This is a genomic window from Streptomyces sp. PL-29 (assembly GCF_058344425.1).
Map to the genome: position 1 here is coordinate 1112724 of NZ_CP136996.1, position 23891 is coordinate 1136614.

Sequence of the window (23891 nt, forward strand, 5' to 3'; positions counted from 1 at the left end):
ACGCGCGAGGTGTGGGACGCGCCGCCGGGTCTCGGGCTCTGTGCAGCCGATGCTGCCCTCCCGGATCACGGAAGAGGCTGTTCAGCGGCTGCGGCGGCTTGAGTATGCCCGATCAGGGGCTTCCCGTCACCGGTGCAAGATCACCGACGTTTTCGAACGTCTCTTCCTCGGGGGGAGGTGCCGGACACTCCGGGGCGAACTCCTCGATCACCGCCAATGTCGCGCGGAGCTGGCGTGCCAGCAGGGCTCCGAGCCGGGCGCGCCCGGGCCGGTCCGGGGCGCTCGGCCCGCCGATCCATTCCAGGGTGGTCCCTTCGACGGCGGAGAGCCAGCCCACGAGGGCGAGCCGGGCGATGGGCGGGAGGGTGCGGTGTCCGTAGGCGCCTTCGGCGATGGTGGCGACCAGTTCCTCGCGGACGGCGTCGCGGACGGCGAGCACCTCGGCGTCGCAGCCGACGCCCCCGGTGGCGATGGTGCGGTAGGCGGCGGGGTGGTGTTCGGCGTACTGGAGGTACCCGTCGACGGTGCGGCGGAGCCGTTCCGCGTTCGGGAGGTCGGTGTCGCCGCGGGCGCGGGCCACGAGACCGGCCACGGAGTCCTCGACGATGGCGAGGTAGTAGCCGCGCTTGCTCTTGAAGTAGTAGTAGATCAGGCCCTTGGCGACGCCCGCCTGCCTGGCAATGTCGTCCATGCAGAGCGCGTCGTAGGCGGTGTCGGCGAACAACTTGCGCCCGATGGATATGAGTTCGGCTCTGCGTGCCCGCGAACGCCTGGTCTTGCCATGCTGCTGACTGTCGTTCACGTTCGGCCCCAGCCTCGCACTGCCACAGGACGGCCGAAGTATGGCAGACCCGCGCGACGGGAGCATGCGGCCGGCGTACCGGCCCCGCCGCACCGGGGCGGTGCCGTCAGAGCCAGCCGACCTGGGTGACGAACATGGCCACGAGGACCACGAGGGTCCAGCCGAGGGCGTGCTCAAGCCAGTTGGAGTGCTCCTCGGGGCCCCCGGTACGAGCGGGGTTCCCGGCGGGTGCGGTCGGGGCGGCGGCGTCTGCGGTCATGGCGTCCAATGTGCCAGCATTCGCGGCTTTCGCGGTAGAGACGAGGGTCACTGGTGGCGCACGTCACACTGCCGGGCCCCGGCCGCTCCGCCTGGTACGCGGTGCGGTCGGGGCCCGGCATGCGGTTGTGCACGGCGCCGGGGCCGGGGCCGGTTAGACCCTGGTGTCCCGGCTGCGGCCGGCCATGGCCGCCATCGCGAGGCCGAGGCAGAGGGCGACGGCTCCGGTGATCACGTTGTTGACCACCGTGCGCGTCGTGTCCATCTCACCGGCGATGGCCCACGGGGCGATGATCGTCCAGGCGCCGAGAACGACCGCCGTCCACGCCATCGCATGGGTGCGCTCGTAGGCGGATCCCAGGCCGCCCATGCACAGGCAGAACGCGAGTCCGACGATCAGGTTGTTGATCGCCAGCGGGATCAGGATGCCGAATCCCGCGATCCACGGCGAGGCGGCCAGGTACAGGCCCGTGATCAGGGCCAGTGCCTCGACGGCCTGCGCGCGGGGGGTGCTGGTCACCCGCTCGAACCGGGTGCGCATCTCGGCGAGGTCGGGGTGGTGCTCGATGCTGGGATGGGTGGTCATGGCGGCCGCCTCCTACGAGAAGCCTTTATGTGCCATTTACTCCATTATGTTCCGCTTCTAGGGGCTGCCTGGTCAACGGGTAATTTCAGCGTTCTCCCCCGCTCCCCTGCTCCCCTGCTCCCCTGCTCCCCCACCGCCGTACCGCCGTCACAGCACGCCGACCGCCCGCAGGGCCAGGACCTGCGCCGGGGACGGCAGCGCGGGGGCGTAGAGGTAGCAGACCCCGCCGCTTCCGGAGGCGGTCTTGCCCCCGGCGGTCGTGCGCTTGGTGCGCAGCCAGACCTTCTCCCACTCGGCGCGTCGGTAGACCCGGCGGACGGACGGGTTGTCGGGAGCATGGGGATCGTTGGCGATCACGTCCCCGACCGCCGTGAATCCGATGACGGTCATCAGGTGGCCGGCCGTCCCGTAGCCGGCGCCGGTGAGCTCGTCCGCGCGGAAGGACGTAGAGGTGATGGCGGGGATTCCGGCCCGCACCACGGTCTCCAGGTCGGCCAGCGAGCCGAGGCGGGTCACGACCCCGGCGAGGCCGCTGTAGGTGGCGGCGTAGGCGGCGTTGAAGGACCAGTTCCCGCAGCCCCGGTAGGCGGCGTCGTAGGTGGAACGGGCGGCGTGACAAACCTGCGGGTCCGAGTAGGCGGGGTTCACCCAGGCCAGGGCGGCGGGATCGGCCCTGCGGCCGAAGTACTCGATGACCATCTGGGAGGAGGTGGGGCTGCACCAGGCCTCGCCGCCGTTGTCGTACTCGGGATAGCGGCCGGTGTGGGTCTGCTGCGAATAGCGCGGCACCTTCAGCTCATGGGCGGTTCCGGAGGGGTGGGAGGCCGGGACGGTGAACCGGTCGGGGACGGCGGAGACCATCGCGCCGGCCAGCCACACCGTCGGGCCCTCGGCGGCGCCGGGCCGGCGGTGGAGGGTCAGGCGCAGCTGCCAGCCGGCGATGCGCAGGCCCCCGGCCGCGGCCGGGGCGTCGACGGCCAGGGTGTCGGTCCAGACGGTGGACCGGCCGTCGGTCTGGCCGTCCACCGAGGTGCGCCGGATGTCCGCGTCGCCGGAGGCCCAGCGGCCCATCACGTACCAGGGGCCGGTGGCACCGTCGGTGTAGGTGGCGCGCAGCTCGACCTGGATCCAGGTGCCGGCGGGGGTGCGGGCGTTCCAGGAAGCGACGGCCTCGGTGGCGGGAACCGTGGAGGTGTGCACCGGGGAGGTCCAGGTGGCGTACTCCCAGGTGCTCCGGCGTCCGGTGTGCGGGTCCGCGTACTCGGTGCGGCCGACGGCGGTCCGGATCTCCAGACCGGGGCGGGTGCCGGTGAAGGCCGCGGTGCCCCGGTGGGTGCCCGCCCGCCAGTGGCCGTAGGAGTACCAGAAGCGGTTGTCGACGGTGCGGCCCTCGGCGCGCGGGGCGGGTGCGGCGACCGCCGGGGCACCGCCCCCGGGCACGGCGGCGGCGGTGGCAGCGGTGGCGACCGCCAGCGCGGCGACGAGTACGGCCCTGCGTGGCGTGGGTGCGGTCATCGCGTGGTCCCCCGGGGTGGGTCGGCGCTTGGGTGGTGTCACCCTTCCAGGTTCCCGGCGGCCCGAGGCCCAAGCCACAGCTCGTGTCGGGCTTGTCTACGCTGGTCGGGTGGAACCGCACCAGTCACTCGAGTCACTCGCGAGGGAGCTCGCCGACCTGCCGCGTTCCCTCGGCCCGGTGCGCCTGATCGGGATCGACGGGCACGCCGGGTCCGGGAAGAGCACCTTCGCGGGGCGGCTCGCCGCAGCCCTGGGCGGGGCCCCCGTGCTGCACCTGGACGACGTGGCGAGCCACGAGGAGCTCTTCGGTTGGGAGGAGCGGCTGCGCTCCCGGGTGCTGGAGCCCCTCGCCGCCGGCCGGCCGGCCCACTGGGCCCCGTACGACTGGGCGGAGCGCCGCCTCGGACCGGAACGGGTGCTGGAGCCGGCGCCGGTGCTCCTGATGGAGGGGGTCGGGGCCGGGCGGCGGGCGCTGCGCCCGCACCTGGCACGGCTGCTGTGGATGGAGACCCCGCGCGCGCAGTCGTGGCTGCGGGGCCGCGCCCGGGACGGGCGTGAACTGTCCGACTTCTGGGACGGGTGGGAGCGCGCGGAGCGCGCGCACTTCTCCAGTGATCCTTCGCGCCCCTTCGCCCAGACCTTGGTACGCCAGAGTGGTACGGGATACGAGTGGTCTTGCGGGACCGGAGCGACGGCGGGAAACCCCGCTTCCGTCACTGAAGGTGACGGACTCCCCCGGGCCTGAACGGCCTCGGAAGTCCGCCTCTCCGGGCCTGCGCCGACCCGCTTGACCTGGGGCCCGCAGCGGCCTTACGTTCTCCATGCGGGGCCCTACCGGCCGCCGCGCACACGAAGCCCCCGGTTGTTCCCCCGTGATCGGGGGCTTCGTTCTGCCCGCGGCCCCCCTCGACGGGGGTCCCGCGCACGGCACCCACCCCCCGAACGTTCACTCTGTGTTACCGCACAGGCCCTGGGCTCTGGACCGAACCGGTCCCGCCGCACCCTACGTAAGGTGTGAAAGCGCAGGTACGATGCAGCCCTGATTCCAGCGACGCCAGGCGGGGTACCGGTACAACTCGCGCGCTCGAAGCGGGGGTTGCGGCGCACCACGGGGCAGGCTTGTGGGGGACGTGATGGATTTCGGCACGCCGGGCAGCATGCACGCCCCGGCCGAACTCGCCTGGTTGCGGGGGGTCGACGCCTGCACCATGGGCGCCTACCCGCAGGCCGAGGAGGAGTTCCGGACGGCGGTGCGGCTCGACCCCTCAATGGCCGACGCGTGGCTGGGCCTGCACGCGCTCCGGGTCGACACGGGCAACGCGTTATTGCGCATGTACGCGCACCGGGACCGCTTCGGCGAGCAGCGCACCCGGCACCGCAGAACCCTGAACTCCTGGTACTGGCTGGGCTGGTGGGTGCAGCCAGTGCTGGAGAACCGGCGGGACCTGCTCCTCGCCCACGCCTCGCACTGGCTGGACGGCCGCCACGTGCCGGAGCTGGACCAGGCCCTCGCCGCGTTGCCGCCCGTCGACACCGACGCGCAGGTACGGTTCCTGCACGCCTGCCGGGCCTACCTGGTCAAGGACTGGGAGCAGTTGGTCCGGCACACCGAGCCGCTGGTGAACGATCCGCTGCTGGGGATCGAGGCGGGACTCTTCGGCGGTATGGCACGGGTCCGGCTGGAGATGTACGGGCAGGCGGAGCCACTGCTGTCGGCAGCGCTGATGCGCTGCCGGAGCGAGCAGCCGCAGCGCAAGGAGCTGCGGTACTGGCTGGCGCGGGCGCACGAGGGCACCGGGCGCAGTGCGGCGGCGCTGCCTCTGTACCGGGCGGTGCACCGGGTGGATCCCTCCTTCATGGACACCGCGGCCAGGCTGACGGCCATCGAGGACGGTGACGACACCGACGGCATGGCCGATCTGGCGGGTCTGGCCGGGTACTCGGGGTACGGCGGCTATGCGGGGCACGGCCCGTCCCCGGCCGGCGGGGACTTCGCGGCGGTCGCCCTGGGCGGTTCGCCCGGCGGCGGGCCCGTCCAGGACATCGCCGCGGACGGCCCGGCGGGGCTCGACCCGCTGGCTCCGCCGCCTCCCCCGCCCGGCCGGATGGAGGGCGTGCGGCGCAAGGCGGCCGTCCCGCCGCAGGCTTCGGCGGAGGGGTTGCCGACCGGGCCGTCGGACCCGGCGGCGCTGGCCGAAGCGCTGGCGGAGCTGGAGCGGATGGTGGGCCTGGAACCGGTCAAACGGCAGGTGAAGGCGCTCTCCGCGCAGCTGCACATGGCACGGCTGAGAGCGGGTCAGGGGCTGCCGGTGCAGCCTCCGAAACGACACTTCGTGTTCTCCGGCCCCTCGGGTACCGGCAAGACCACCGTGGCGCGGATCCTCGGACGGGTCTTCTACGCGCTCGGGCTGCTCGGCGGGGACCACCTGGTGGAGGCCCAACGGGCCGATCTGGTCGGCGAGTTCCTGGGGCAGACCGCGGTGAAGGCCAACGAGCTGATCGACTCGGCGATCGGCGGTGTGCTGTTCGTCGACGAGGCGTACTCGCTGTCGAACACCGCTTACAGCAAGGGCGACGCGTACGGCGACGAGGCCCTGCAGGTGCTCCTGAAGCGGGCCGAGGACAACCGGGACCACCTGGTGGTGATCCTGGCCGGCTATCCGGCCGGGATGGACCGGCTGCTGGCGGCGAATCCGGGGCTGTCCTCGCGGTTCACCACGCGGGTGGACTTCCCCAGCTACCGGCCGCCGGAGCTGACCGCCATCGGCGGCGTACTGGCCGACGCCAACGGGGACCACTGGGACGAGGAGGCCTTGGAGGAGCTGCGCAGCATCAGCGGGCACGTGGTGGAGCAGGGATGGATCGACGAGCTGGGCAACGGCCGCTTCCTGCGCACCCTGTACGAGAAGAGCTGCGCCTACCGGGACCTGCGGCTGGCGGGCTTCGCGGGCGAGCCGTCGCGGGACGACCTGGCCACCCTGCGGCTGCCGGATCTGATGCAGGCGTATGGAGAGGTCCTGTCGGGCCGCGGGCCCCAGGAGCGCCAGGAGCCGCCGCTGTGACGTCCGGCGGGGCCGGAAGGACGGTGTGCCGCGGTCCCTCCGGCCCCGGACGGCCGGGGCTGTCCTTGCCGGTCAGGCTAGAACCCGGTGCGCCGGGTCGCGGACCTCTCCGACCAGCATCTCCAGCACGTCCTCCAGGGCGACCAGGCCGAGGACCCGGCCCGCCTGGTCCGCGACCTGGGCCAGATGGGTGGCGTCGCGGCGCATGACGCCGAGGGCGTCGTCCAGCGGGACGGTGGCGCACAGTGTGGTCATGCGGCGCCAGACCCGCTGGGGCACGGCCCGTTCCCGATCCTCCAGGTCCAGTACGTCCTTGACGTGGAGGTAGCCCATGAAGGCTCCGCTGTCGGCCCGGACGGGGAACCGGGAGTAGCCGGTCCGCACGGTCAGTTGTTCGATCTGCCGCGGGGTGACGGCCGGGCCGACCGTGACCAGGCGGTCCCGGTCGAGGAGGACGTCGGTGACGGGGCGGCTGCCCAGTTCCAGTGCGTCCTCCAGCCGCTCCTGTTCGACCTGCTCCAGGAGTCCGGCCTGCCGGGAGTCCTGGAGGAGCCGGCCCAGCTGGGCGGAGGTGTAGGCGGCCTCGACCTCGTCCTTGGGCTCGACCTTGAAGAGCTTCAGGACCAGCTTGGCGCAGGCCCCGAGCGCGGTGGTGACCGGCCCGCAGAGGCGGGCGAAGGCGACCAGGCCGGGGCTGAACCACAGGGCGGTCTTCTCGGGGGCGGCCATGGCGAGGTTCTTGGGGACCATCTCGCCGATGACCAGGTGCAGGAAGATCACGGCGGCGAGCGCGAGGGCGTAGCCGAGCGGGTGGATCAGCCCCTGCGGCACGTGGACGGCGTGGAAGACGGGCTCCAGCAGCCGGGCCACGGTGGGTTCGGCGACCGCGCCGAGGGTGAGCGAGCAGATGGTGATGCCGAACTGGGCGGCGGCCATCATCAGGGGCAGGTTCTCCAGGCCGTGGAGCACCTGGCGGGCCCTCTTGGACTCCGCCGCGAGCGGCTCGATCTGGCTGCGCCGTACGGAGACCAGAGCGAACTCGGCGCCGACGAAGAAGCCGTTGGCGAGGACGAGGAGCAGTGCGAAGACGAGCTGGAGGGCGTTCACCGGGCGGCGCCTTCCAGTTCGGCCCGCTGCGGGGCGGGCTCGCCGCGGCGGCCGGAGCCGGGCACGGCGGCGCCGGCGGGGCCCGCGGGCTTCCGGAGCCCCCCGGCGGCGGGTACGGCCGCCAGCCGGACCAGCCGGACGCGTTCCGCCCGGTTGCGGCCGACCCTGCGGACGGACAGCTTCCATCCGGGGAGATCCGCGCGGTCCCCAGGGGCGGGGATCCGGCCGAGCAGGTCGGCGACGAGTCCGGCGACGGTCTCGTAGGGGCCCTCGGGCACCTCCAGGCCTATCCGACGCAGGGTCTGCACGCGGCAGCTGCCGTCGGCCTCCCAGGAGGGGCGGCCGTCCTCGGCGGCCACGGCGGCGAGTTCGGGGGTCTCGTCCTCGGCCAGGTCGTGCTCGTCGCGTACCTCCCCGACGAGTTCCTCCACGATGTCCTCCAGGGTGACGACGCCGGCGGTGCCGCCGTACTCGTCGACGACGACGGCCATCGGCTGTTCGCTGCGCAGCCGCTCCAGCAGCGGCTGCACCGGCAGGGAGCCGGGCACCAGCAGCGGGGGGACGCAGATCCGGCCCACGCTGATGCGGTCGCGCTCGGTCTCGGCGACGGCGAGGGCGTCCTTGAGGTGGACCACGCCGGTGATCTCGTCGATGCGTTCGCGGTAGACGGGGAAGCGGGACAGGCCCGTGGCCCGCGTCAGGTTGAGCACGTCGGCCGCGGTGGCCGTGTGCTGGAGGGCGCTGACCTTCACCCGGGGGGTCATGACGTGCTGGGCGGTGAGCTCGCCCAGCGACAGGGTCCGGACGAAGAGGTCGGCGGTGTCCTGTTCGAGGGCGCCGGCTTGGGCCGAATGGCGTACCAGGGAAACCAGTTCACCCGGGGTGCGGGCGGAGGCCATCTCCTCGGTGGGCTCCACGCCGAGGGCCCGTACGAGCCGGTTGGCGACGGCGTTGAGACCGGCGATGACCGGCCGGAAGACGCGCGAGAAGACGTGTTGCGGGCCGGCGACGAAGCGGGCCACCTGGAGGGGCCGGGAGACCGCCCAGTTCTTCGGGACGAGCTCGCCGACGACCATCTGGACGGCGGAGGCGAGCAGCATGCCGATGACGACGGCGACGCCGGAGACGGCTCCCTTCGGGAGGCCGGTCGCGGAGAGCGGCCCGGCCAGCAGTGCGGCGAGGGCGGGCTCGGCGAGCATGCCGACCACGAGGGAGGTGATGGTGATGCCGAGCTGGGTGCCGGAGAGCTGGAAGGACAGCTCACGCAGGGCATTGACGACCGTGCGGGCACGGCGGTCTCCGTCGGCTGCGGCGCGCTCGGCCTCGGGGCGTTCCACGGTGACGAGGCCGAACTCGGCCGCCACGAAGAATCCGTTGGCGAGGATCAGGGCGAAGGCCGCCGCGAGCAGGAGTAGCGGGATGGTCATGCCGCCGCCTCCGCGGAGAGGGCGGCGCGGGTATTACCGGACGATCCGTCCATTGCTGGAGGGAGTCACTCCTCAAGTTGCAGGTGCCCGCGGGCCTCGGGGTCCGGGGCCGGTGGGAGGGCGCACGGCTGCGCCCCGCCACCAGGGTAGTCACTGGGATCCTGGCCGCAACGGTAGGCGGCGACGAGGTTCGGCGGGGTCAGCTGTCGTCCGTGCCGGTTCCCCGGATTTCCGCGAGGGCGCGCAGGGCGCGCGCGTCGCGGATGGCCTGTTGCCGGGCCACGCCCGGCTGGATGCCGAGCACGGGCAGGCTGGTGCCGTCGCTGAGGTCCAGGAACACCCACGGGTCGCCGGGGCGGAGGTTGACCCGGAGGATCTCGGCCCACGCCAGGCGGCGGGTGTTGGTGAGGTTGACGACGGTCACGCCGTCCTCGTCGGCGACCACCTTGGGGCGGCTGAGCAGGACGAGGACGGAGGTCAGCAGGACGGCCGTGAACACGAAGCTGATCCGCTCGCCCGGCTGGAGGCGTTCCAGCATCACGGCGATGGCCGTGATGGTGGCGAACATGGCGAGTCCGACGCCCAGCAGGACCACCCGGGTGCGGGTCGGCCGGAAGGTGACCGGCAGGGCGGGCGGTGCGGGCGGGGCGGCGGACTCGGCCATGGTGCGTTGCCTTCTGGTGCGGCGTGCGGAGGAGGAGGCGGTGTGTCGGCCCGGGGGCCGGCGAACTGCCCCTACAGGCGGCAGGCGTGGATCGAGGTGGTGAGGATCGCGCGTGCGCCCAGCTCGTACAAGTCGTCCATGATGCGCTGGGCCTCCTTGGCGGGGACCATGGCACGGACCGCGACCCAGCCCTCGTTGTGGAGCGGGGAGACGGTCGGCGACTCCAGGCCCGGGGTGAGGGCGACGGCGCGCTCGAGGTGCTCGGCGCGGCAGTCGTAGTCCATCATCACGTAGCTGCGGGCCACGAGGACGCCCTGGAGGCGCCGCAGGAACTGCTGGACCTGCGGGTCCTCGGCGTCGGCGCCGTTGCCGCGGATGACGACGGCCTCGGAGGTGAGGATCGGCTCGCCGATGACCTCCAGGCCGGCGTTGCGCAGGCTGGTGCCGGTCTCGACGACGTCCGCGATGATCTGGGCGACACCGAGCTGGATGGCGGTCTCGACAGCGCCGTCGAGGTGGACGACGGAGGCGTCGATGCCCTGGTCGGCCAGGTGCTTGGCGACGATTCCCTCGTACGAGGTCGCGATCGTCAGGCCGGTGAAGTCCTCGGGGCCCTTCGCGGTGCCGGGGGTGGTGGCGTAGCGGAAGGTGGAGCGGCCGAAGTTCAGCGGGAGGATCTCCTCGGCGCTGGCGCCGGAGTCGAGCAGCAGGTCACGGCCGGTGATGCCGATGTCGAGCTTGCCCGAGGAGACGTAGATCGCGATGTCCTTGGGGCGGAGGTAGAAGAACTCCACCTCGTTCTCGGGGTCGACGACCACGAGTTCCTTGGACTCCTTGCGCATCCGGTAGCCGGCCTCATGGAGCATCGCCGACGCCGGTCCGGAGAGTGAACCCTTGTTGGGGACGGCGATGCGCAGCATGGGGCTTCCTTTGATGCGTGGTGTGCAGGGTGGACGTGCTGGGGAACGGGCCGGCGGGCGGCCCGGACTCAGAGGTGTGCGTAGACGTCGTCGAGGGAGATCCCGCGCGCGACCATCATCACCTGGACGTGGTACAGCAGCTGGGAGATCTCCTCGGCGGCCGCTTCCTTGCCCTCGTACTCGGCGGCCATCCAGACTTCGGCGGCCTCCTCGACGACCTTCTTGCCGATGGCATGGACGCCCTTGTGGACGAGTTCGGCGGTGCGGGAGGTGCCGGGGTCGCCTTCGGCGGCCTTGTGTTGGAGCTCGGTGAAGAGCTCTTCGAAGGTCTTGGAGGGTTTGTTCGCCATGATGTCCTTAGAGTACGGGCTCACCCGGGTGTCCCGGTGCCGGGGTTCACTCTGTGGACCAGGGGATGTCGTGCCGGTCGGGACCGGCCTGACCGGCAGGACGCCCCCTAGCGCCAGGGCTCGCTCACGGTACGCAGGGTCATCGCGGTGGAGACGGCGGCGGTGACCGCTTCGTGCCCCTTGTCCTCGTTCGAGCCTTCGAGGCCGGCACGGTCCAGCGCCTGCTCGTCGTTGTCGCAGGTGAGCACTCCGAAGCCGACGGGAACCCCGGTGTCGATCGACACCTGGACCAGGCCCTGGGTGACGCCCTGGCAGACGTAGTCGAAGTGCGGGGTGCCGCCGCGGATGACCACGCCGAGGGCGACGATGGCGTCGTAGCCTCGGCCGGCCAGTACCTTCGCCACGACCGGGAGCTCGAAGCTGCCGGGCACCCGGAGCAGCGTCGGCTCGTCGATGCCCAGCTCGTGCAGGGCCCGCAGGGCTCCGTCGACCAGTCCGTCCATGACCTTCTCGTGCCACTGAGCCGCGATCACGGCGACGCGCAGGTCTCCGCAGTTCTTCACGCTCAGTTCGGGTGCGCCCTTGCCGCTCACAGCTCTGCTCCTCGGTGGTGGGTGGTGGTACGTACGGGGTGGTGGTGCGTGCTCACTGGTTGCCGCAGGCGGACGTGGTCACTGTCCCGTCCAGCCAGGGCAGGTCGTGGCCCATCCGGTCCCGCTTGGTGCGCAGGTACCGCAGATTGTGCTCGCCGGCCTCGACCGGCATCGACTCCCGGCTGGCGACCGTGATGCCGTGTGCCTCCAGGGCCGCGGACTTGTCGGGGTTGTTCGTCAGCAGCCGGACGCTGTGCACGCCGAGGTCGGCGAGGATCTGCGCGCCGGCCGCGTAGTCGCGGGCGTCGGCCGGCAGTCCCAGCTCCAGGTTGGCGTCGAGGGTGTCGCGGCCGCGCTCCTGGAGCTCGTACGCGCGCAGCTTGGACAGCAGTCCGATGCCGCGGCCCTCGTGGCCGCGCAGGTAGACGACGACGCCGCGGCCCTCGGTCCTGATCCGTTCCATGGAGGCGTGCAGCTGGGGGCCGCAGTCGCACCGCTGGGAGGCGAAGATGTCGCCGGTCAGGCACTCGGAGTGCATGCGGACCAAGATGTCGGAGCCGTCGCCGATCTCGCCGTGGACGAGGGCGACGTGCTCGACGCCGTCGACGGTGGAGCGGTAGCCGTGGGCGGTGAACTCGCCGAAGGCGGTCGGCAGGTTGACCTCCGCCTCGCGGCGCACCTTGGGCTCGGCGGAGCGGCGGTAGGCGATCAGGTCCTCGATGGAGATGATCGTCAGGCCGTGCTTGCGGGCGAAGGGGATCAGCTCGGGCAGGCGCAGCATGACGCCGTCCTCGCCGGCGATCTCCACGATGGCGCCGGCCGGGCGCAGGCCCGCGAGGCGGGCGAGGTCGACGGCGGCCTCGGTGTGGCCGTTGCGGACCAGGACGCCGCCGGGCTTGGCGCGCAGCGGGAAGACGTGGCCGGGGCGGACGAACTCGCCGGGGCCGCTGACACCGTCGGCGAGGAGCCGCAGGGTGGTGGCGCGGTCGGCGGCGGAGATGCCGGTGGTGACGCCGTGGGCGGCGCTCGCGTCGACGGAGACGGTGAAGGCGGTCTTCATCGACTCGGTGTTGTTCTGCACCATTTGGGGGAGTTCGAGCCGGTCCAGCTCGGAGCCCTCCATGGGGGCGCAGATCAGGCCCCGGCACTCGCTCATCATGAAGGCGATGATCTCGGGGGTGGCCATCTCGGCGGCGATGACGAGGTCGCCCTCGTTCTCGCGGTCCTCGTCGTCGACCACGACGACGGGCCGGCCTGCGGCGATGTCGCGGACGGCCTGCTCGACGGGGTCGAGGCGGAAGGTCTCTTCGGGGATGTCGGGCACGGGCTTGAGGCTGGTCATGCCGCTGCTCCTTCGAGGGCCGGGGCGGGGTTGGTGCGGGAGCGCCGGTACCAGTCGTAGGCACCCCACACCACGAGGGCGAAGTAGACGACGTAGACCAGTCCGGAGAAGGCCAGGCCGCCGGTGAAGGCGAGGGGGACGCCGACGAGGTCGACGAGGAGCCAGGCGAACCAGAACTCGACGAGGCCGCGGGCCTGGGCCACCATCGCGACGATGGTGCCGACGAAGATGTAGGCGTCGGCCCAGGGGCTCCAGGAGAGTGCCGGGTAGAGCGTGAAGAGGCCGCCGACGGCGAGCGTGCCGAGGGCCGCTGCGGCGAGGAGCAGTCCGCGTTCGGCCCAGGTGGCGGTGCGCACGGCGATGGAGCCGTCCTGGGCCCGCTGTCGGCCGCTCTGCCAGGCGCGCCAGCCGAAGACGGCCACGCCGATGACCAGGAGCTGCTTGCCGACGCCACCGGCGAGGTGCGCGGAGGCGTAGGCGGCGATGAGGATGAGGCCGGACAGCAGCTGGGCGGGCCAGGTCCATATGGAGCGGCGCCAGCCGAGGGCGAGCGCGGCCAGGCCCATCAGGTTTCCGATCATGTCGGACCAGATGACCTGCTGGCCGAGGACCGTGAAGGCCTCCGCGTTGAGCCAGTTCAGGGCGGTCACCGGGAGTCTCCCGCCGGGTCGGCGCGCAGCGGGTCGACGCCGGCGGCCAGCAGGCGCTCGACGTACTTGGCGAGGACGTCGACCTCCAGGTTGACCGGGTCGCCGGGCTGCTTGATGCCGAGGGTGGTCAGCGCGAGGGTGGTGGGGATGAGGCTGATGGTGAACCAGTCGGCTGCGGCCTCGACGACAGTGAGGCTGACGCCGTCGACGGTGATGGAGCCCTTCTCGACGACGTAGCGGGAGAGGTGCTCCGGGAGGGCGACCTTGACGATCTCCCAGTGCTCGGAGGGGGTGCGCGAAAGGATCTCACCCGTGCCGTCGACGTGGCCCTGGACCAGGTGGCCGCCGAGCCGTCCGCCGAGGGCCATCGGGCGCTCCAGGTTGACCCGGGAGCCCGCGGTCAGGGCGCCGAGGCTGGAGCGGTTGAGGGTCTCCTGCATGACGTCGGCGGTGAACTCGCCGTCGGCGGTCTCCACGACGGTGAGGCAGACGCCGTTGACGGCGATGGAGTCGCCGTGTTTGGCGTCCTGGGTGACGAGGGGGCCGCGCAGCCGGAAGCGGGAGGCTTCCCGGAGCGGCTCGACGGCGGTGACCTCGCCCAGTTCTTCGACGATTCCGGTGAACACTCAGTGCTCCTTGGGGGCGGTGGCGGGAAGGGCGGTGATACGCAGGTCGGGGCCCACCCGGACGACCTCGGTGATGTCGAGGCGCAGGGCGTGGGTGATGTTCGTGATGCCGGCGGCGCCGAGGGCGGCGGGGCCGGCGCCCAGCAGGGCGGGGGCGAGGTAGCCGACGACGCGGTCGACGGCCCCGGCTTCGAGGAAGGCGCCCGCGAGGGTGGGTCCGCCTTCCAGGAGCAGGGAGCGCACGCCGCGGGCGTACAGCTCGGCCAGGAGTCGGTCGAGCGGGATGCGGCCGTCGCGCGGGGGCAGCCGGAGCAGGTCGACGCCGGGCAGGTGGCGGGTGTCGGCATCGTCGGCGACGACCAGCAGGGTGGGTGCGGCGGCGTCGAGGACGCGGGCGGTGGGCCGGACGGCGGCGCGGGTGTCGAGGGCCACGCGCAGGGGCTGGGTGGCACCGTCGACGCCGCGGACGGCGAGGTGCGGGTCGTCGGCGCGCAGGGTGCCGCCGCCGACCAGGACGGCATCGACCTGGGCGCGCAGCCGGTGGACGTCGGCGCGGGACTCTGCGGAGCTGATCCAGCGGCTGCTGCCGTCGGCGGCGGCGCTGCGGCCGTCGAGGGTGGCGGCGTACTTCCAGGTCACGTGGGGGCGGCCGAGGCGTACGGAGGTCAGCCAGGCGGTGTTACCGGCCTCCGCCTCGGCCCGCAGCAGTCCGGCCTCGGCCTCGATCCCGGCGGCGCGCAGGGTGGCCGCACCGCCGCTGGCCTGCGGGTTCGGGTCGGGGACTGCGTAGACCACGCGGGCAACGCCGGCGTCAGCGAGGGCCTGTGCGCAGGGGCCGGTGCGGCCCGTGTGGTTGCAGGGTTCGAGGGTGACGTAGGCCGTGCCGCCGCGGGCGGCGGCGCCTGCGGCGCGCAGGGCGTGGACCTCGGCGTGCGGGCCGCCGGCCCGCTGGTGCCAGCCCTCGCCGACGACGGCGCCGCGGGCATCGGTGATGACGCAGCCGACGACCGGGTTGGGGCTGGTGGAGCCGAGTCCGCGGGCGGCGAGTGCGATGGCCCGTCGCATGGCACGGGTACCCGCGTCGGGTGCGTGCGCGGCGTGTGTCGCCACCGGGTCCTCCTGCCTCATCGGGCACGGACTCCGGGGCCTGTCGGGATACGACAGATGGAGCGGAACAGCCCACACGGGGACGCCGAGGCCGGAACAACGGCTCGACCGGGCACATCCGGGGGGATGTGCCGATGAACCGCCGACGGCGGCGTACCGGTGACTGGCCCGCCGCGCACTGCCTCCCATCCGGACTTTAACCGTCGGTCCAGGAATTTCACCTGGTCAACCGGCCGCTGGCTGCGGACGGGTCGCGGACTATACCGCCGGTTCGGAATTACACCGACCCCGGAGTGCGCTGCTACTGGTACTCCAGCCAGTTTGCCACGACCGATCGCCCGCCATGCGGGGGATGCGATGTGGCCTGGCTCACAGAGGGTGACTCCGGGGGCGCCCCGGCGCGAACCAGGACAAGTAGTGGCGCGACTGGTCCAGACCTATTGACGGGTTGGTCTAGTCCTTTTAACGTTCCCTTCATCTCCCCGGGAACAGCCCGTCAGATGTGCGCACGTCACGGGCCAACAAGCTTCTGCACCAGTCACGTTGCTCCATGTTGTGTCCATTCGTGTCCTGCATCCTCCCCTCCCCAGGAGGCACAATGCTGTCCCCCACACGCGCGAGAGCGCTGCTCCTGGCATCCGGTGCCGCAATCGCCGGACTGCTGGTCGGCGGACTCTCCGCGGGCGTCTCGCACGCGGCAGACAACGAGAGCTGTCGCCCCGACGGCCTCTACAAGACGGCCGGTGTCGACGTCCCGTACTGCTCGGTCTACGACACCGAGGGCCGCGAGAAGATGGGCGCCGACCACCAGCGCCGCGTCATCGGCTACTTCACCGGCTGGCGCACCGGCAAGAACGGCCAGCCGTCGTACCTGGTCAACAACATCCCGTGGGACAAGATCACCCACATCAACTACGCGTTCGCGCACGTCGGCAGCGACAACAAGATCTCGGTCGGCGCCGACGGTGCGACGAACGAGGCCACCGGGATGACCTGGCCGGGCGTCGCCGGGGCCGAGATGGACCCGTCGCTCCCCTACAAGGGCCACTTCAACCTGCTGACGAAGTACAAGAAGCAGCACCCCGACGTGAAGACCCTGATCTCCGTCGGCGGCTGGGCCGAGACCGGCGGCTACTTCGGCGCGGACGGCAAGCGCGTGGCCTCCGGCGGCTTCTACAGCATGGCCACCCACGCGGACGGCTCCGTCAACCAGGCGGGCATCGACACGTTCGCCCAGTCCTCGGTGGACTTCATCCGCACGTACGGGTTCAACGGCGTCGACATCGACTACGAGTACCCGACCACGATGAAGGACGCCGGCAATCCGCTGGACTGGCAGATCGCCAACGCCCGCCGGGCCGGCCTGGTCAAGGGCTACGACGCCCTCATGAAGAGCCTGCGCCAGAAGCTGGACGCGGCCGGCGCCGCCGACGGCAAGCACTACCTGCTGACCGTCGCAGCACCCTCCTCCGGCTACCTGCTGCGCGGCATGGAGACGTTCCAGATGCAGCAGTACCTGGACTACGTCAACATCATGTCCTACGACCTGCACGGCGCCTGGAACGAGTACGTGGGCCCGAACGCCTCGCTCTTCGACGACGGCAAGGACGGCGAGCTCGCCGCCGCCGGCGTCTACGGCTCCCAGCAGTACGGCGGGATCGGCTACCTCAACACGGACTGGGCATACCACTACTTCCGCGGCTCCATGCCGGCCGGCCGGATCAACATCGGCCTGCCCTACTACACCCGCGGCCACAAGAACGTGCAGGGCGGCACCGACGGCCTGTGGGGCAAGGCCGCGGCGACCAGCTGCCCGGCCGGCTCGGGGCTGACCAAGTGCGGTGACGGCGCGGTCGGCATCGACAACCTGTGGCACGACAAGGACGACAACGGCAACGAGTCCCCGGCCGGCTCGAACCCGATGTGGCACGCCAAGAACCTGGAGAAGGGGATCGTCGGCGACTACGTCACCCAGTACGGCTTCCCGGCGAACACCTCCCTGACCGGCACCTACACCCGCAAGTACGACTCGACCCTGGTCGCGCCGTGGCTGTGGAACGCGCAGAAGAAGGTCTTCCTCTCCACCGAGGACGAGCAGTCGGTGGCCGCCAAGGCCGACTACGTGGTGGACCGCGGCATCGGTGGCACGATGGTCTGGGAGATGGCCGGCGACTACGGCTGGAACGCGGCCAAGGGCCAGTACGAGATGGGCTCGACGCTCACCTCGCTGATGTACGACAAGTTCAAGGCGGCCGCCCCGTACGGTGCGACGAAGGCGGGCGCCACCGCCCTGCCGACCCGGGCCGTGGACATCACCACGCAGTTCACCGAGTTCAAGCTGGGCGACTCGAACTACCCGATCACCCCGAAGATCAAGATCACCAACAACACGGGGACGGCACTGCCCGGCGGAACCGAGTTCCAGTTCGACTACTCGACCTCGGCCCCGAACAACGCCTCCGACCAGTCCGGCTTCGGCACGAAGATCATCAGCAGTGGCCACACGGGGAGCAACGTGGGCGGCCTGAAGGGCGACTTCCACCGGGTGTCGCTGAAGCTCCCGGCCTGGCAGTCCCTGGCCCCGGGCGCCTCCGTCGACCTGGCCTTCAACTACTACCTGCCGGTGTCCACCCCCTCCAACTGGACGGTGAACATCTCCGGCACGACGTACGCGCTCGCCGGTGACCTGGCGCGCGGCACCACGGTCGGCGAGCCGGGCGGCGGCAGCACCCCGCCCACCACTCCCCCGACCACACCTCCCACCACACCCCCCCACGACCCCGCCGCCGACCGGCGGGACCTGCACCAACCCGGCGTACGTCGCGGGCACGATCTACAACAGCGGCAACGTCGTCTCCCACCAGGGCCACAACTGGAAGGCCCAGTGGTGGACCCAGAACGAGGAACCCGGCACCACCGGCGAATGGGGCGTCTGGAAGGACCAGGGCGCCTGCTGAGCGCCCGCCGAGAACGTGAGGGGACCCGGTGGCCCGGCGGCCACCGGGTCCTCCCGCCTTCCCGCCGGACCCGGCCTCGTAGGCTGGCCCGGTGATCACACATGTCGCCCCGTCCGTAGCGGATTTCGAGGAACACCGGCCCCGGATGTTCGGCATCGCCTACCGCATGCTCGGCTCCGCCGCGGAGGCCGAGGACATCGTGCAGGACGCATATCTGCGCTGGGACTCCGCGGACCGGGCCGCCGTCGAGCACCCGGGGGCCTGGCTGGCCAAGGTCGTCACCAACCTCTGCCTCAACAGCCTCACCTCGGCGCGGGCCAAGCGCGAGAGGTACGTCGGCCCCTGGCTGCCGGAACCGGTCCTCACCGGGGACGGCACCCTCGGCCCGCTGGAGTCGGCGGAGCAGCGGGACAGCGTGTCCATGGCCCTGCTCCTGCTGCTGGAGCAGCTCACCCCGGTCGAACGCGCCGTGTACGTGCTGCGCGAGGCCTTCGCCTACAGCCACCGGGAGATCGCCGGCCTCCTCGACCTCGGGGAGGCCAACTGCCGTCAGATCTACCGGCGCGCGGCGGGCCGGATCGCCGCCGAGCGCGAGGCCGCGCCGGAAAAGCGGTTCTCCGCCGATCCGGAGCGGTGGCAGGGGCTCGTGGACAGCTTCCTGGCCGCCGCACAGAGCGGGGACCTCACCCGACTGGAGGGGGTGCTGGCGGCCGACGTGCGGTACGTGTCGGACGGCGGCGGCGTGGTCAACGCGGCGCGGCGGCCGATCCTGGGGCGCGACAACGTGGCCCGCTTCGCGATGGGCGCCATGGCGAAGTACGTGGCCGGGGTGCCGGTCAGCGTCGCGGAGGTCAACGGATCGCCCGCGCTGCTCTTCGGCGAGGTGGCAGTTCTGCTGGTGGAATTCGAGAATGGGCTGGTCAGCGAGATCAGCACGGTGGTCAACCCGGAGAAGCTGGAATTCATCCGGCGGCAGCTGTCACATTCCTGAAGGCTGTCCGGTCCAGTTGGTGGACACACCCCGCACACCACCAGGGAAGGACCGGCACCATGGGCACCATCGTCGTCACGGGAGGCACCGGAACGCTCGGCTCACTCGTCGCCGAACGGCTGCGGGCGGGCGGGCACGACGTCCGCGTGCTCAGCCGACACGCCCCGGACCACCCCGTCGACCTCCGGGACGGCAGCGGCCTGGACGCGGCGCTGTCGGGCGCGGCGGTGATCGTGCACTGCGCGAGCAACACGCGCGGGGCCGGCAAGGGCGACGACATGGCCGCCGGGAACCTGATCGAGGCTTCCCGGCGGGCCGGGACCGTCGCGAACATCGTCTACATCTCGATCGTCGGGGTGGACGCGGTCCCGCTCGGCTACTACAAGCGCAAGCTCCGGGTGGAGCGACTGCTGGAGGCGTCGGGGCTGGGCGTGACGATCCTGCGCACGACACAGTTCCACGACCTCGTGGCGATGGTGGCGGACACGGCCGCCAAGCTGCCCGTCGCACCGATCCCCAAGGGCGTATCCGTACAGCCCATCGCGGTGGGCGAGGTCGCCGCCCGCCTGGCGGAGCTGGCGGTCCCGACCCCGTCAGGTCGGGTCCCGGACATGGGCGGGCCGCAGATCCGTAGCCTGCCGGACCTGGCCCGCGTCTACCTGCGGGCGACCGGCCGCACCCGCCGCGTCCTCCCCCTCCCCCTGGCGGGCAGAACCTACGCCGCCTTCCGCCGGGGCGGCCACCTGGCCCCCACGCACGCGGTCGGCCACGAGACGTTCGAGCAGTTCGCGGCACGGCGGGGACACGGCGGGGCGGGGACGAAGGCCTGAGGGCGGCTTCGGTGGGCGGGGGCTGCGGCGAGGGGCTCCAGCACGACCGTGATCGATCGGCGCGGCGGGGCCCGCCCGGCCCTCACGTCCCGAACAGCACGCCCTGGGCCGCTTCGCGGGCCGCCAGGCGGGCACCGGCCAGGACCGCCGGGTCGCCCAGGGTCGTGGCACGGATCTCCGTCGGGACCGGGGTCAGTTTCGCCAGGCGGTGGGAGACCCGGGCGGCCAGGGCGGGACCGCCCGCGCGGCCGAGTTCTCCCGCGAGGACCACGCAGCCGGGGTCGAGGAGGGCCGCGGCGGCCGCGGCGCCCAGGGCGAGGCGTTCGGCGAGGGCTTCGAGGAAGAGCTCGCCGGCGGCTCCAGTGACGGCCTGCTCCGCCGGGCCTGCGTAGCCGTGTCGGCGCGCCAGAGCAGTGACGGCGTCCCGGCCGACCAGGGCGTGGAACCCGCCCGCGCAGTCGGCGGCCGAGGGGAGGCCCCCGGTGCCCGGTACGGGCAGGAAGCCGATCTCGCCCGCGCCGCCGGAGGCGCCCCGGCGCAGCCGGCCGTCCAGGACCACGGCCGCGCCCACCCCCGCGCCGAGCCAGAGCAGGACGAAGGAGTCCAGGTCGCGGGCGACGCCCAGGCGCTGCTCGGCGAGGGCGGCCAGGTTGGTCTCGTTCTCTACGACGACGAGGGCGGGCAGGGTCCGCTGCAGGGCCGTGACCAGGTCACGGTGCCAGGCCGGAAGGCCGATGGTGTCGCGGAGTTCGCCGGTGGCGGGGGCGACGAGGCCCGGGGCGCCCACGACGACGGTGTGCAGTTCGGCGGCACCGGCCTCGTGGGCGGTGCGCAGCAGGGCCGTGACGGCGTCCTCGGGTGCGCCGACGGGCAGGGCGGCTTCGGCCAGGGGATGGCCGAGCAGGTCGGTGACGACGGCGGTGACCCGGTCGGTGCGGACGTCGAGCGCGGCCAGGTGGGCGCGGCTGGCGACGATTCCGTAGAGCTTGGCGTTGGGGCCGCGGCGCTGTGCCCCGGATTCGCCGACGACCTCGATGAGGCCCGCTGCGGTGAGCCGGTCGACGAGGTCGGCGACGGAGGGGCGGGAGAGGCCGGTCATGTTCTTGAGCTGGGCTGCCGTCAGCGGCCCGGAGTCCTGGAGGAGTTGCAGGGCGAGGCGGTCGTTGATGGCCCGGGCCGTACTGGGTGAGGCGGGGGACGGTACCGGGGTGCGGGCTGGAGTCACGGCGCCATCCTAGGAGTCGGGCCCATTATTTATCAGGCAGGTTCCCTGATAGTTTATGCGTCATGACCGGGGACACCGACCTCAGCCCGGCGCGCCTGCGCCGTGCCCGCATCGCCATCGCCACCGTGTTCTGCGCCCACGGCGCGGTCACCGGCTCCTTCGCCACCCGCATCCCCTGGATCCAGGAGCACGCCCAGCTCAGCGCGGGCACCCTCGGGCTCGCGCTCGCCTTCCCCGCCGTGGGCGCTGCGCTCGCGATGCCGCTGGCCGGACGGATCAACCACCGGTTCGGGGCGCGGGCCGCGCTACGGGGGCTGCTGGCGCTGTGGACCCTGTCGCTGATCCTGCCGAGCCTCGCCCCGAGCCTGCCGGTCCTGTGCCTGGTGCTGCTCGTCTACGGGGCCACCGCCGGCATGTCGGACGTGGCGATGAACGCGCTGGGCGTGGAGACGGAGAACCGACTGGGCCGCTCCATCATGTCCTCCCTGCACGGCATGTGGAGCGTGGGCGCGCTGCTCGGTTCCGCGGCCGGCACGGTCGCCGCGCACGCCGGCACCGACGCCCGGCTACACCACCTGTTCGCCGCGCTCGTGCTGACCGCGGGCGGCCTGGTCGCCGTACAGGGGGTGCTGGACCTGCGCAGCGACGGGGACGCGCAGGCACCCCCGCACTTCGCCCTGCCGCCCCGGTCCGCGCTGCTGATCGGCGCGATCGGCTTCTGCGCGGTGTTCGCCGAGGGTGCGAGCCTGGACTGGTCGGCGGTCTACCTGCGGGACGTCCTGCACACGGACGCGGGCCTCGCGGCCGCCTCGACCACCGCCTTCGCACTGACCATGGCCGTGGCCAGGCTCGTCGGCGACCGGGTGGTGGACTGCTTCGGGCCGGTGCGCACGGTCCGCGCGGGTGGCGTACTGGCCACCCTCGGCGGGCTGCTCGTCGTCGGGGTCCGGCATCCGGCGGGGGCGCTGGCCGGTTTCGGACTGATCGGGCTCGGCATCGCGGTGGTGGTCCCGCTGGCCTTCGCCGCGGCGGGGCGCAGCGGGCCGGCCCCGGCACAGGCGATCGCGGGTGTCGCGACGATCACGTACACGTCGGGGCTGATCGCGCCGTCGGCGATCGGCGCGGTGGCGGACGCGACCTCGCTGGTCGTGTCGTTCGGGCTGGTGACCGTGTTGGCGTTCGCGCTGGTGATCGGCGCCGCGGTGCTGCGCCCGAGGCCGGTGACGGGGCAGTCCGGGGGCGGGGTCGCCGGGAACGCCGGATCGGCCGGCAGGGATGAACCTGTCGATATCCGGCCGTAATATGTCGACTGGCCGCAGCGGCACCCTGTCACGCTGCGGCTTCGATGTGTGCGCGGCCGCTGCCGTGCGCGTCCGGAGGACCGGGACAACCAGTGAACCGGGACAACCGGTGAAGAGGAGTGGAACATGCGCCTCGGCGTGGGCTGGACCCTGCACGGAGACGGGCGGACCCCCGCCCCCGGCGCGGTGGTCCGGCCGGAGGAGCGGCTGACGTGGCCGCGGACCGCCGGGCTGGGCGCCCAGCACGTCGTGGCGATGTTCGGGGCGAGTTTCGTCGCGCCGGTGCTGATGGGCCTGGATCCGAACCTGGCCATCATGATGTCCGGCATCGCGACGGTGATCTTCCTACTCGCGACGCGCGGCCGGGTGCCCTCGTACCTGGGCTGCTCGCTGTCCTTCGTCGGTGTCGCCGCGGCGATCCGGGCGTCGGGCGGAGACAGCGCCGTGGTCACGGGCTCCGTGTTCGTCGTCGGAGTGGCGCTGTTTCTCGCCGGTCTGGCGGTGCGGCGCTTCGGCGCGCGCGTCATCCACACGGCGATGCCGCCGATCGTGACGGGCGCGGTGGTGATGCTGATCGGCTTCAACCTGGCCCCGGTGACGGCGTCGACGTACTGGCCGCAGGACCAGTGGACAGCGTTGCTGACCATGCTGTTCACCGGGTTCGCCGTGGTGTGCCTGCGGGGCTTCTGGTCGCGCGTCGCGATCTTCCTCGGGCTGGTCTTCGGCTACGCGATCTCATGGCTCTTCGACCGGCTCTTCGGGAAGATCCACTCGACGGTGGGCGGGACGGCGGCGGTGGACCACTGGCGTCTGGACCTCTCCGCGGTCGCGGAGGCCGACTGGATCGGACTGCCGTCCTTTCACGGACCGTCCTTCGAGTGGTCGGCGATCCTGATCGCCCTGCCCGTGGTGATCGCGCTGATCGCTGAGAACGCCGGCCACATCAAGGCCGTGGGAGAGATGACCGGCGACCCCCTGGACGACATGTTGGGCACGGCTATCGCGGCGGACGGCGCCGCGTCGATGCTGTCCACGGCGGTGGGCGGCCCGCCCAACACCACCTACTCGGAGAACATCGGCGTCATGGCGGCCACCCGGGTCTACTCCACGGCGGCGTACTGGGCCGCGGCGGGCTTCGCGCTGCTCTTCGGGCTGTGCCCCAAGTTCGGCGCGGTCGTCGCGGCGATCCCGGGCGGCGTCCTCGGCGGCATCACCGTCATCCTGTACGGCATGATCGGCCTGCTCGGCGCCCAGATCTGGATCAACGGCCGGGTGGACCTGCGCAATCCGCTGAACCTGGTCCCGGCCGCCGCGGGCATCATCATCGGCGTCGGCGGGGTGAAGCTGCAGATCACCGACGACTTCGAGCTGGGCGGCATCGCACTGGGCACGATCGTGGTGATAGGGGGCTACCACGCGCTGCGATGCCTCGCCCCCGCGCACCTGAAGCCGCAGGAACCGCTGCTCGATGCGGGCACGTCCGGCTATGACGACGGCGGGGAGGCGGAGGACAAGCCCCGTTGACGGGGTTTCGCCCGAACCGGGGAAGCGTACGGCCAAGTTCCCCGGATCCGTGCC

21 protein-coding genes, 1 pseudogene and 1 riboswitch are annotated in these 23891 nt (G+C 72.1%); of the genes and pseudogenes, 7 read left to right on the forward strand and 15 right to left on the reverse strand.

Annotation, left to right across the window (positions count from 1 at the left end; all coding sequences use genetic code 11):
* Positions 1-112: 112 nt before the first annotated feature.
* The 4 genes from R4Z63_RS05020 to R4Z63_RS05035 form a co-directional block, all read right to left on the reverse strand.
* Positions 113-802 carry a TetR/AcrR family transcriptional regulator gene (locus R4Z63_RS05020; protein ID WP_384449365.1) on the reverse strand — a complete coding sequence of 230 codons (690 nt, stop codon included), beginning with the start codon at positions 800-802 and terminating at the stop codon, positions 113-115.
* Positions 803-908: 106 nt separating this feature from the next.
* The gene (locus R4Z63_RS05025; protein ID WP_172671382.1) at positions 909-1061 is read right to left on the reverse strand and encodes an SCO1431 family membrane protein; all 153 of its coding nucleotides are present in this window, start codon (positions 1059-1061) and stop codon (positions 909-911) included.
* 153 nt (positions 1062-1214) lie between these two features.
* Positions 1215-1646: an SPW repeat protein gene (locus R4Z63_RS05030; RefSeq protein ID WP_037926294.1), complete on the reverse strand. Its 432-nt coding sequence runs from the start codon at positions 1644-1646 to the stop codon at positions 1215-1217.
* Positions 1647-1793: 147 nt separating this feature from the next.
* Positions 1794-3161, reverse strand: a complete 1368-nt coding sequence (locus tag R4Z63_RS05035) for a C39 family peptidase (RefSeq protein ID WP_384449361.1) — start codon at positions 3159-3161, stop codon at positions 1794-1796.
* Between the two features lie 109 nt (positions 3162-3270).
* Here R4Z63_RS05035 and R4Z63_RS05040 point away from each other — a divergent pair, with 109 nt between their 5' ends.
* A complete protein-coding gene (locus R4Z63_RS05040) occupies positions 3271-3906 on the forward strand; it encodes a uridine kinase family protein (RefSeq protein ID WP_384449358.1) in 636 nt (211 codons plus the stop codon).
* Between the two features lie 388 nt (positions 3907-4294).
* Positions 4295-6223 carry an AAA family ATPase gene (locus R4Z63_RS05045; protein WP_384449354.1) on the forward strand — a complete coding sequence of 643 codons (1929 nt, stop codon included), beginning with the start codon at positions 4295-4297 and terminating at the stop codon, positions 6221-6223.
* A gap of 72 nt (positions 6224-6295) precedes the next feature.
* Here R4Z63_RS05045 and R4Z63_RS05050 read toward each other — a convergent pair whose 3' ends face one another.
* From R4Z63_RS05050 to ribD, 10 genes are all read right to left on the reverse strand, one after another.
* Entirely contained in the window at positions 6296-7330 is a 1035-nt protein-coding gene (locus R4Z63_RS05050) for a hemolysin family protein (RefSeq protein ID WP_384449351.1), read from the reverse strand.
* On the reverse strand, positions 7327-8757 hold the full coding sequence (locus R4Z63_RS05055) for a hemolysin family protein (RefSeq protein ID WP_384449348.1): 1431 nt from the start codon (positions 8755-8757) through the stop codon (positions 7327-7329). Before R4Z63_RS05055 ends, R4Z63_RS05050 begins: the two co-directional genes overlap by 4 nt.
* Before the next feature lie 199 nt (positions 8758-8956).
* Complete coding sequence (locus tag R4Z63_RS05060; RefSeq protein WP_037926275.1) at positions 8957-9421, reverse strand: PH domain-containing protein; 465 nt, start codon at positions 9419-9421, stop codon at positions 8957-8959.
* Between the two features lie 71 nt (positions 9422-9492).
* A complete protein-coding gene (gene hisG, locus R4Z63_RS05065; RefSeq protein WP_037926272.1) occupies positions 9493-10341 on the reverse strand; it encodes an ATP phosphoribosyltransferase in 849 nt (282 codons plus the stop codon).
* A gap of 68 nt (positions 10342-10409) precedes the next feature.
* Entirely contained in the window at positions 10410-10691 is a 282-nt protein-coding gene (locus tag R4Z63_RS05070) for a phosphoribosyl-ATP diphosphatase (RefSeq protein WP_030775422.1), read from the reverse strand.
* 107 nt (positions 10692-10798) lie between these two features.
* Positions 10799-11284, reverse strand: a complete 486-nt coding sequence (gene ribH, locus R4Z63_RS05075) for a 6,7-dimethyl-8-ribityllumazine synthase (protein WP_007262951.1) — start codon at positions 11282-11284, stop codon at positions 10799-10801.
* A gap of 52 nt (positions 11285-11336) precedes the next feature.
* The gene (locus tag R4Z63_RS05080; protein WP_052031169.1) at positions 11337-12626 is read right to left on the reverse strand and encodes a bifunctional 3,4-dihydroxy-2-butanone-4-phosphate synthase/GTP cyclohydrolase II; all 1290 of its coding nucleotides are present in this window, start codon (positions 12624-12626) and stop codon (positions 11337-11339) included.
* Positions 12623-13276, reverse strand: coding sequence for a nicotinamide mononucleotide transporter family protein (locus R4Z63_RS05085; RefSeq protein ID WP_037926265.1), 654 nt, complete (start codon positions 13274-13276; stop codon positions 12623-12625). The genes R4Z63_RS05080 and R4Z63_RS05085 overlap by 4 nt, the downstream gene beginning before the upstream one ends.
* Complete coding sequence (locus R4Z63_RS05090) at positions 13273-13902, reverse strand: riboflavin synthase (protein WP_037926262.1); 630 nt, start codon at positions 13900-13902, stop codon at positions 13273-13275. Before R4Z63_RS05090 ends, R4Z63_RS05085 begins: the two co-directional genes overlap by 4 nt.
* Entirely contained in the window at positions 13903-14967 is a 1065-nt protein-coding gene (gene ribD, locus R4Z63_RS05095) for a bifunctional diaminohydroxyphosphoribosylaminopyrimidine deaminase/5-amino-6-(5-phosphoribosylamino)uracil reductase RibD (protein ID WP_384449447.1), read from the reverse strand.
* A 213-nt stretch (positions 14968-15180) separates the two neighbouring features.
* Positions 15181-15310, reverse strand: a riboswitch (FMN riboswitch).
* 297 nt (positions 15311-15607) lie between these two features.
* On the opposite strand from ribD, the pseudogene R4Z63_RS05100 reads away from it, so the two are divergent.
* From R4Z63_RS05100 to R4Z63_RS05110, 3 genes and pseudogenes are all read left to right on the forward strand, one after another.
* Positions 15608-17966, forward strand: a pseudogene (locus tag R4Z63_RS05100) (chitinase C-terminal domain-containing protein).
* Between the two features lie 91 nt (positions 17967-18057).
* Complete coding sequence (locus tag R4Z63_RS05105) at positions 18058-18957, forward strand: RNA polymerase sigma-70 factor (protein ID WP_236647784.1); 900 nt, start codon at positions 18058-18060, stop codon at positions 18955-18957.
* Between the two features lie 59 nt (positions 18958-19016).
* Positions 19017-19787: an SDR family oxidoreductase gene (locus R4Z63_RS05110; protein WP_384449339.1), complete on the forward strand. Its 771-nt coding sequence runs from the start codon at positions 19017-19019 to the stop codon at positions 19785-19787.
* Positions 19788-19869: 82 nt separating this feature from the next.
* On the opposite strand, the gene R4Z63_RS05115 is transcribed toward R4Z63_RS05110, so the two are convergent.
* Entirely contained in the window at positions 19870-21012 is a 1143-nt protein-coding gene (locus R4Z63_RS05115; protein ID WP_384449336.1) for an ROK family transcriptional regulator, read from the reverse strand.
* A 62-nt stretch (positions 21013-21074) separates the two neighbouring features.
* On the opposite strand from R4Z63_RS05115, the gene R4Z63_RS05120 reads away from it, so the two are divergent.
* Both R4Z63_RS05120 and R4Z63_RS05125 read left to right on the forward strand, forming a co-directional pair.
* A complete protein-coding gene (locus R4Z63_RS05120; protein WP_384449333.1) occupies positions 21075-22313 on the forward strand; it encodes an MFS transporter in 1239 nt (412 codons plus the stop codon).
* A 126-nt stretch (positions 22314-22439) separates the two neighbouring features.
* Positions 22440-23837 carry a uracil-xanthine permease family protein gene (locus tag R4Z63_RS05125; protein ID WP_037926246.1) on the forward strand — a complete coding sequence of 466 codons (1398 nt, stop codon included), beginning with the start codon at positions 22440-22442 and terminating at the stop codon, positions 23835-23837.
* Positions 23838-23891: the final 54 nt, after the last annotated feature.

What these genes read in the sequence shown, in the direction of transcription:
- R4Z63_RS05120 (WP_384449333.1), top strand. Translation starts at nt 21,075, where the DNA reads ATGACCGGGGACACCGACCTCAGCCCGGCGCGCCTGCGCCGTGCCCGC.
- hisG (WP_037926272.1), bottom strand. Translation starts at nt 10,341, where the DNA reads ATGCTGCGCATCGCCGTCCCCAACAAGGGTTCACTCTCCGGACCGGCG.
- R4Z63_RS05045 (WP_384449354.1), top strand. Translation starts at nt 4,295, where the DNA reads ATGGATTTCGGCACGCCGGGCAGCATGCACGCCCCGGCCGAACTCGCC.
- R4Z63_RS05125 (WP_037926246.1), top strand. Translation starts at nt 22,440, where the DNA reads ATGCGCCTCGGCGTGGGCTGGACCCTGCACGGAGACGGGCGGACCCCC.
- R4Z63_RS05030 (WP_037926294.1), bottom strand. Translation starts at nt 1,646, where the DNA reads ATGACCACCCATCCCAGCATCGAGCACCACCCCGACCTCGCCGAGATG.
- R4Z63_RS05080 (WP_052031169.1), bottom strand. Translation starts at nt 12,626, where the DNA reads ATGACCAGCCTCAAGCCCGTGCCCGACATCCCCGAAGAGACCTTCCGC.
- R4Z63_RS05070 (WP_030775422.1), bottom strand. Translation starts at nt 10,691, where the DNA reads ATGGCGAACAAACCCTCCAAGACCTTCGAAGAGCTCTTCACCGAGCTC.
- ribD (WP_384449447.1), bottom strand. Translation starts at nt 14,967, where the DNA reads ATGCGACGGGCCATCGCACTCGCCGCCCGCGGACTCGGCTCCACCAGC.
- R4Z63_RS05110 (WP_384449339.1), top strand. Translation starts at nt 19,017, where the DNA reads ATGGGCACCATCGTCGTCACGGGAGGCACCGGAACGCTCGGCTCACTC.
- R4Z63_RS05035 (WP_384449361.1), bottom strand. Translation starts at nt 3,161, where the DNA reads ATGACCGCACCCACGCCACGCAGGGCCGTACTCGTCGCCGCGCTGGCG.
- R4Z63_RS05025 (WP_172671382.1), bottom strand. Translation starts at nt 1,061, where the DNA reads ATGACCGCAGACGCCGCCGCCCCGACCGCACCCGCCGGGAACCCCGCT.
- R4Z63_RS05055 (WP_384449348.1), bottom strand. Translation starts at nt 8,757, where the DNA reads ATGACCATCCCGCTACTCCTGCTCGCGGCGGCCTTCGCCCTGATCCTC.
- R4Z63_RS05060 (WP_037926275.1), bottom strand. Translation starts at nt 9,421, where the DNA reads ATGGCCGAGTCCGCCGCCCCGCCCGCACCGCCCGCCCTGCCGGTCACC.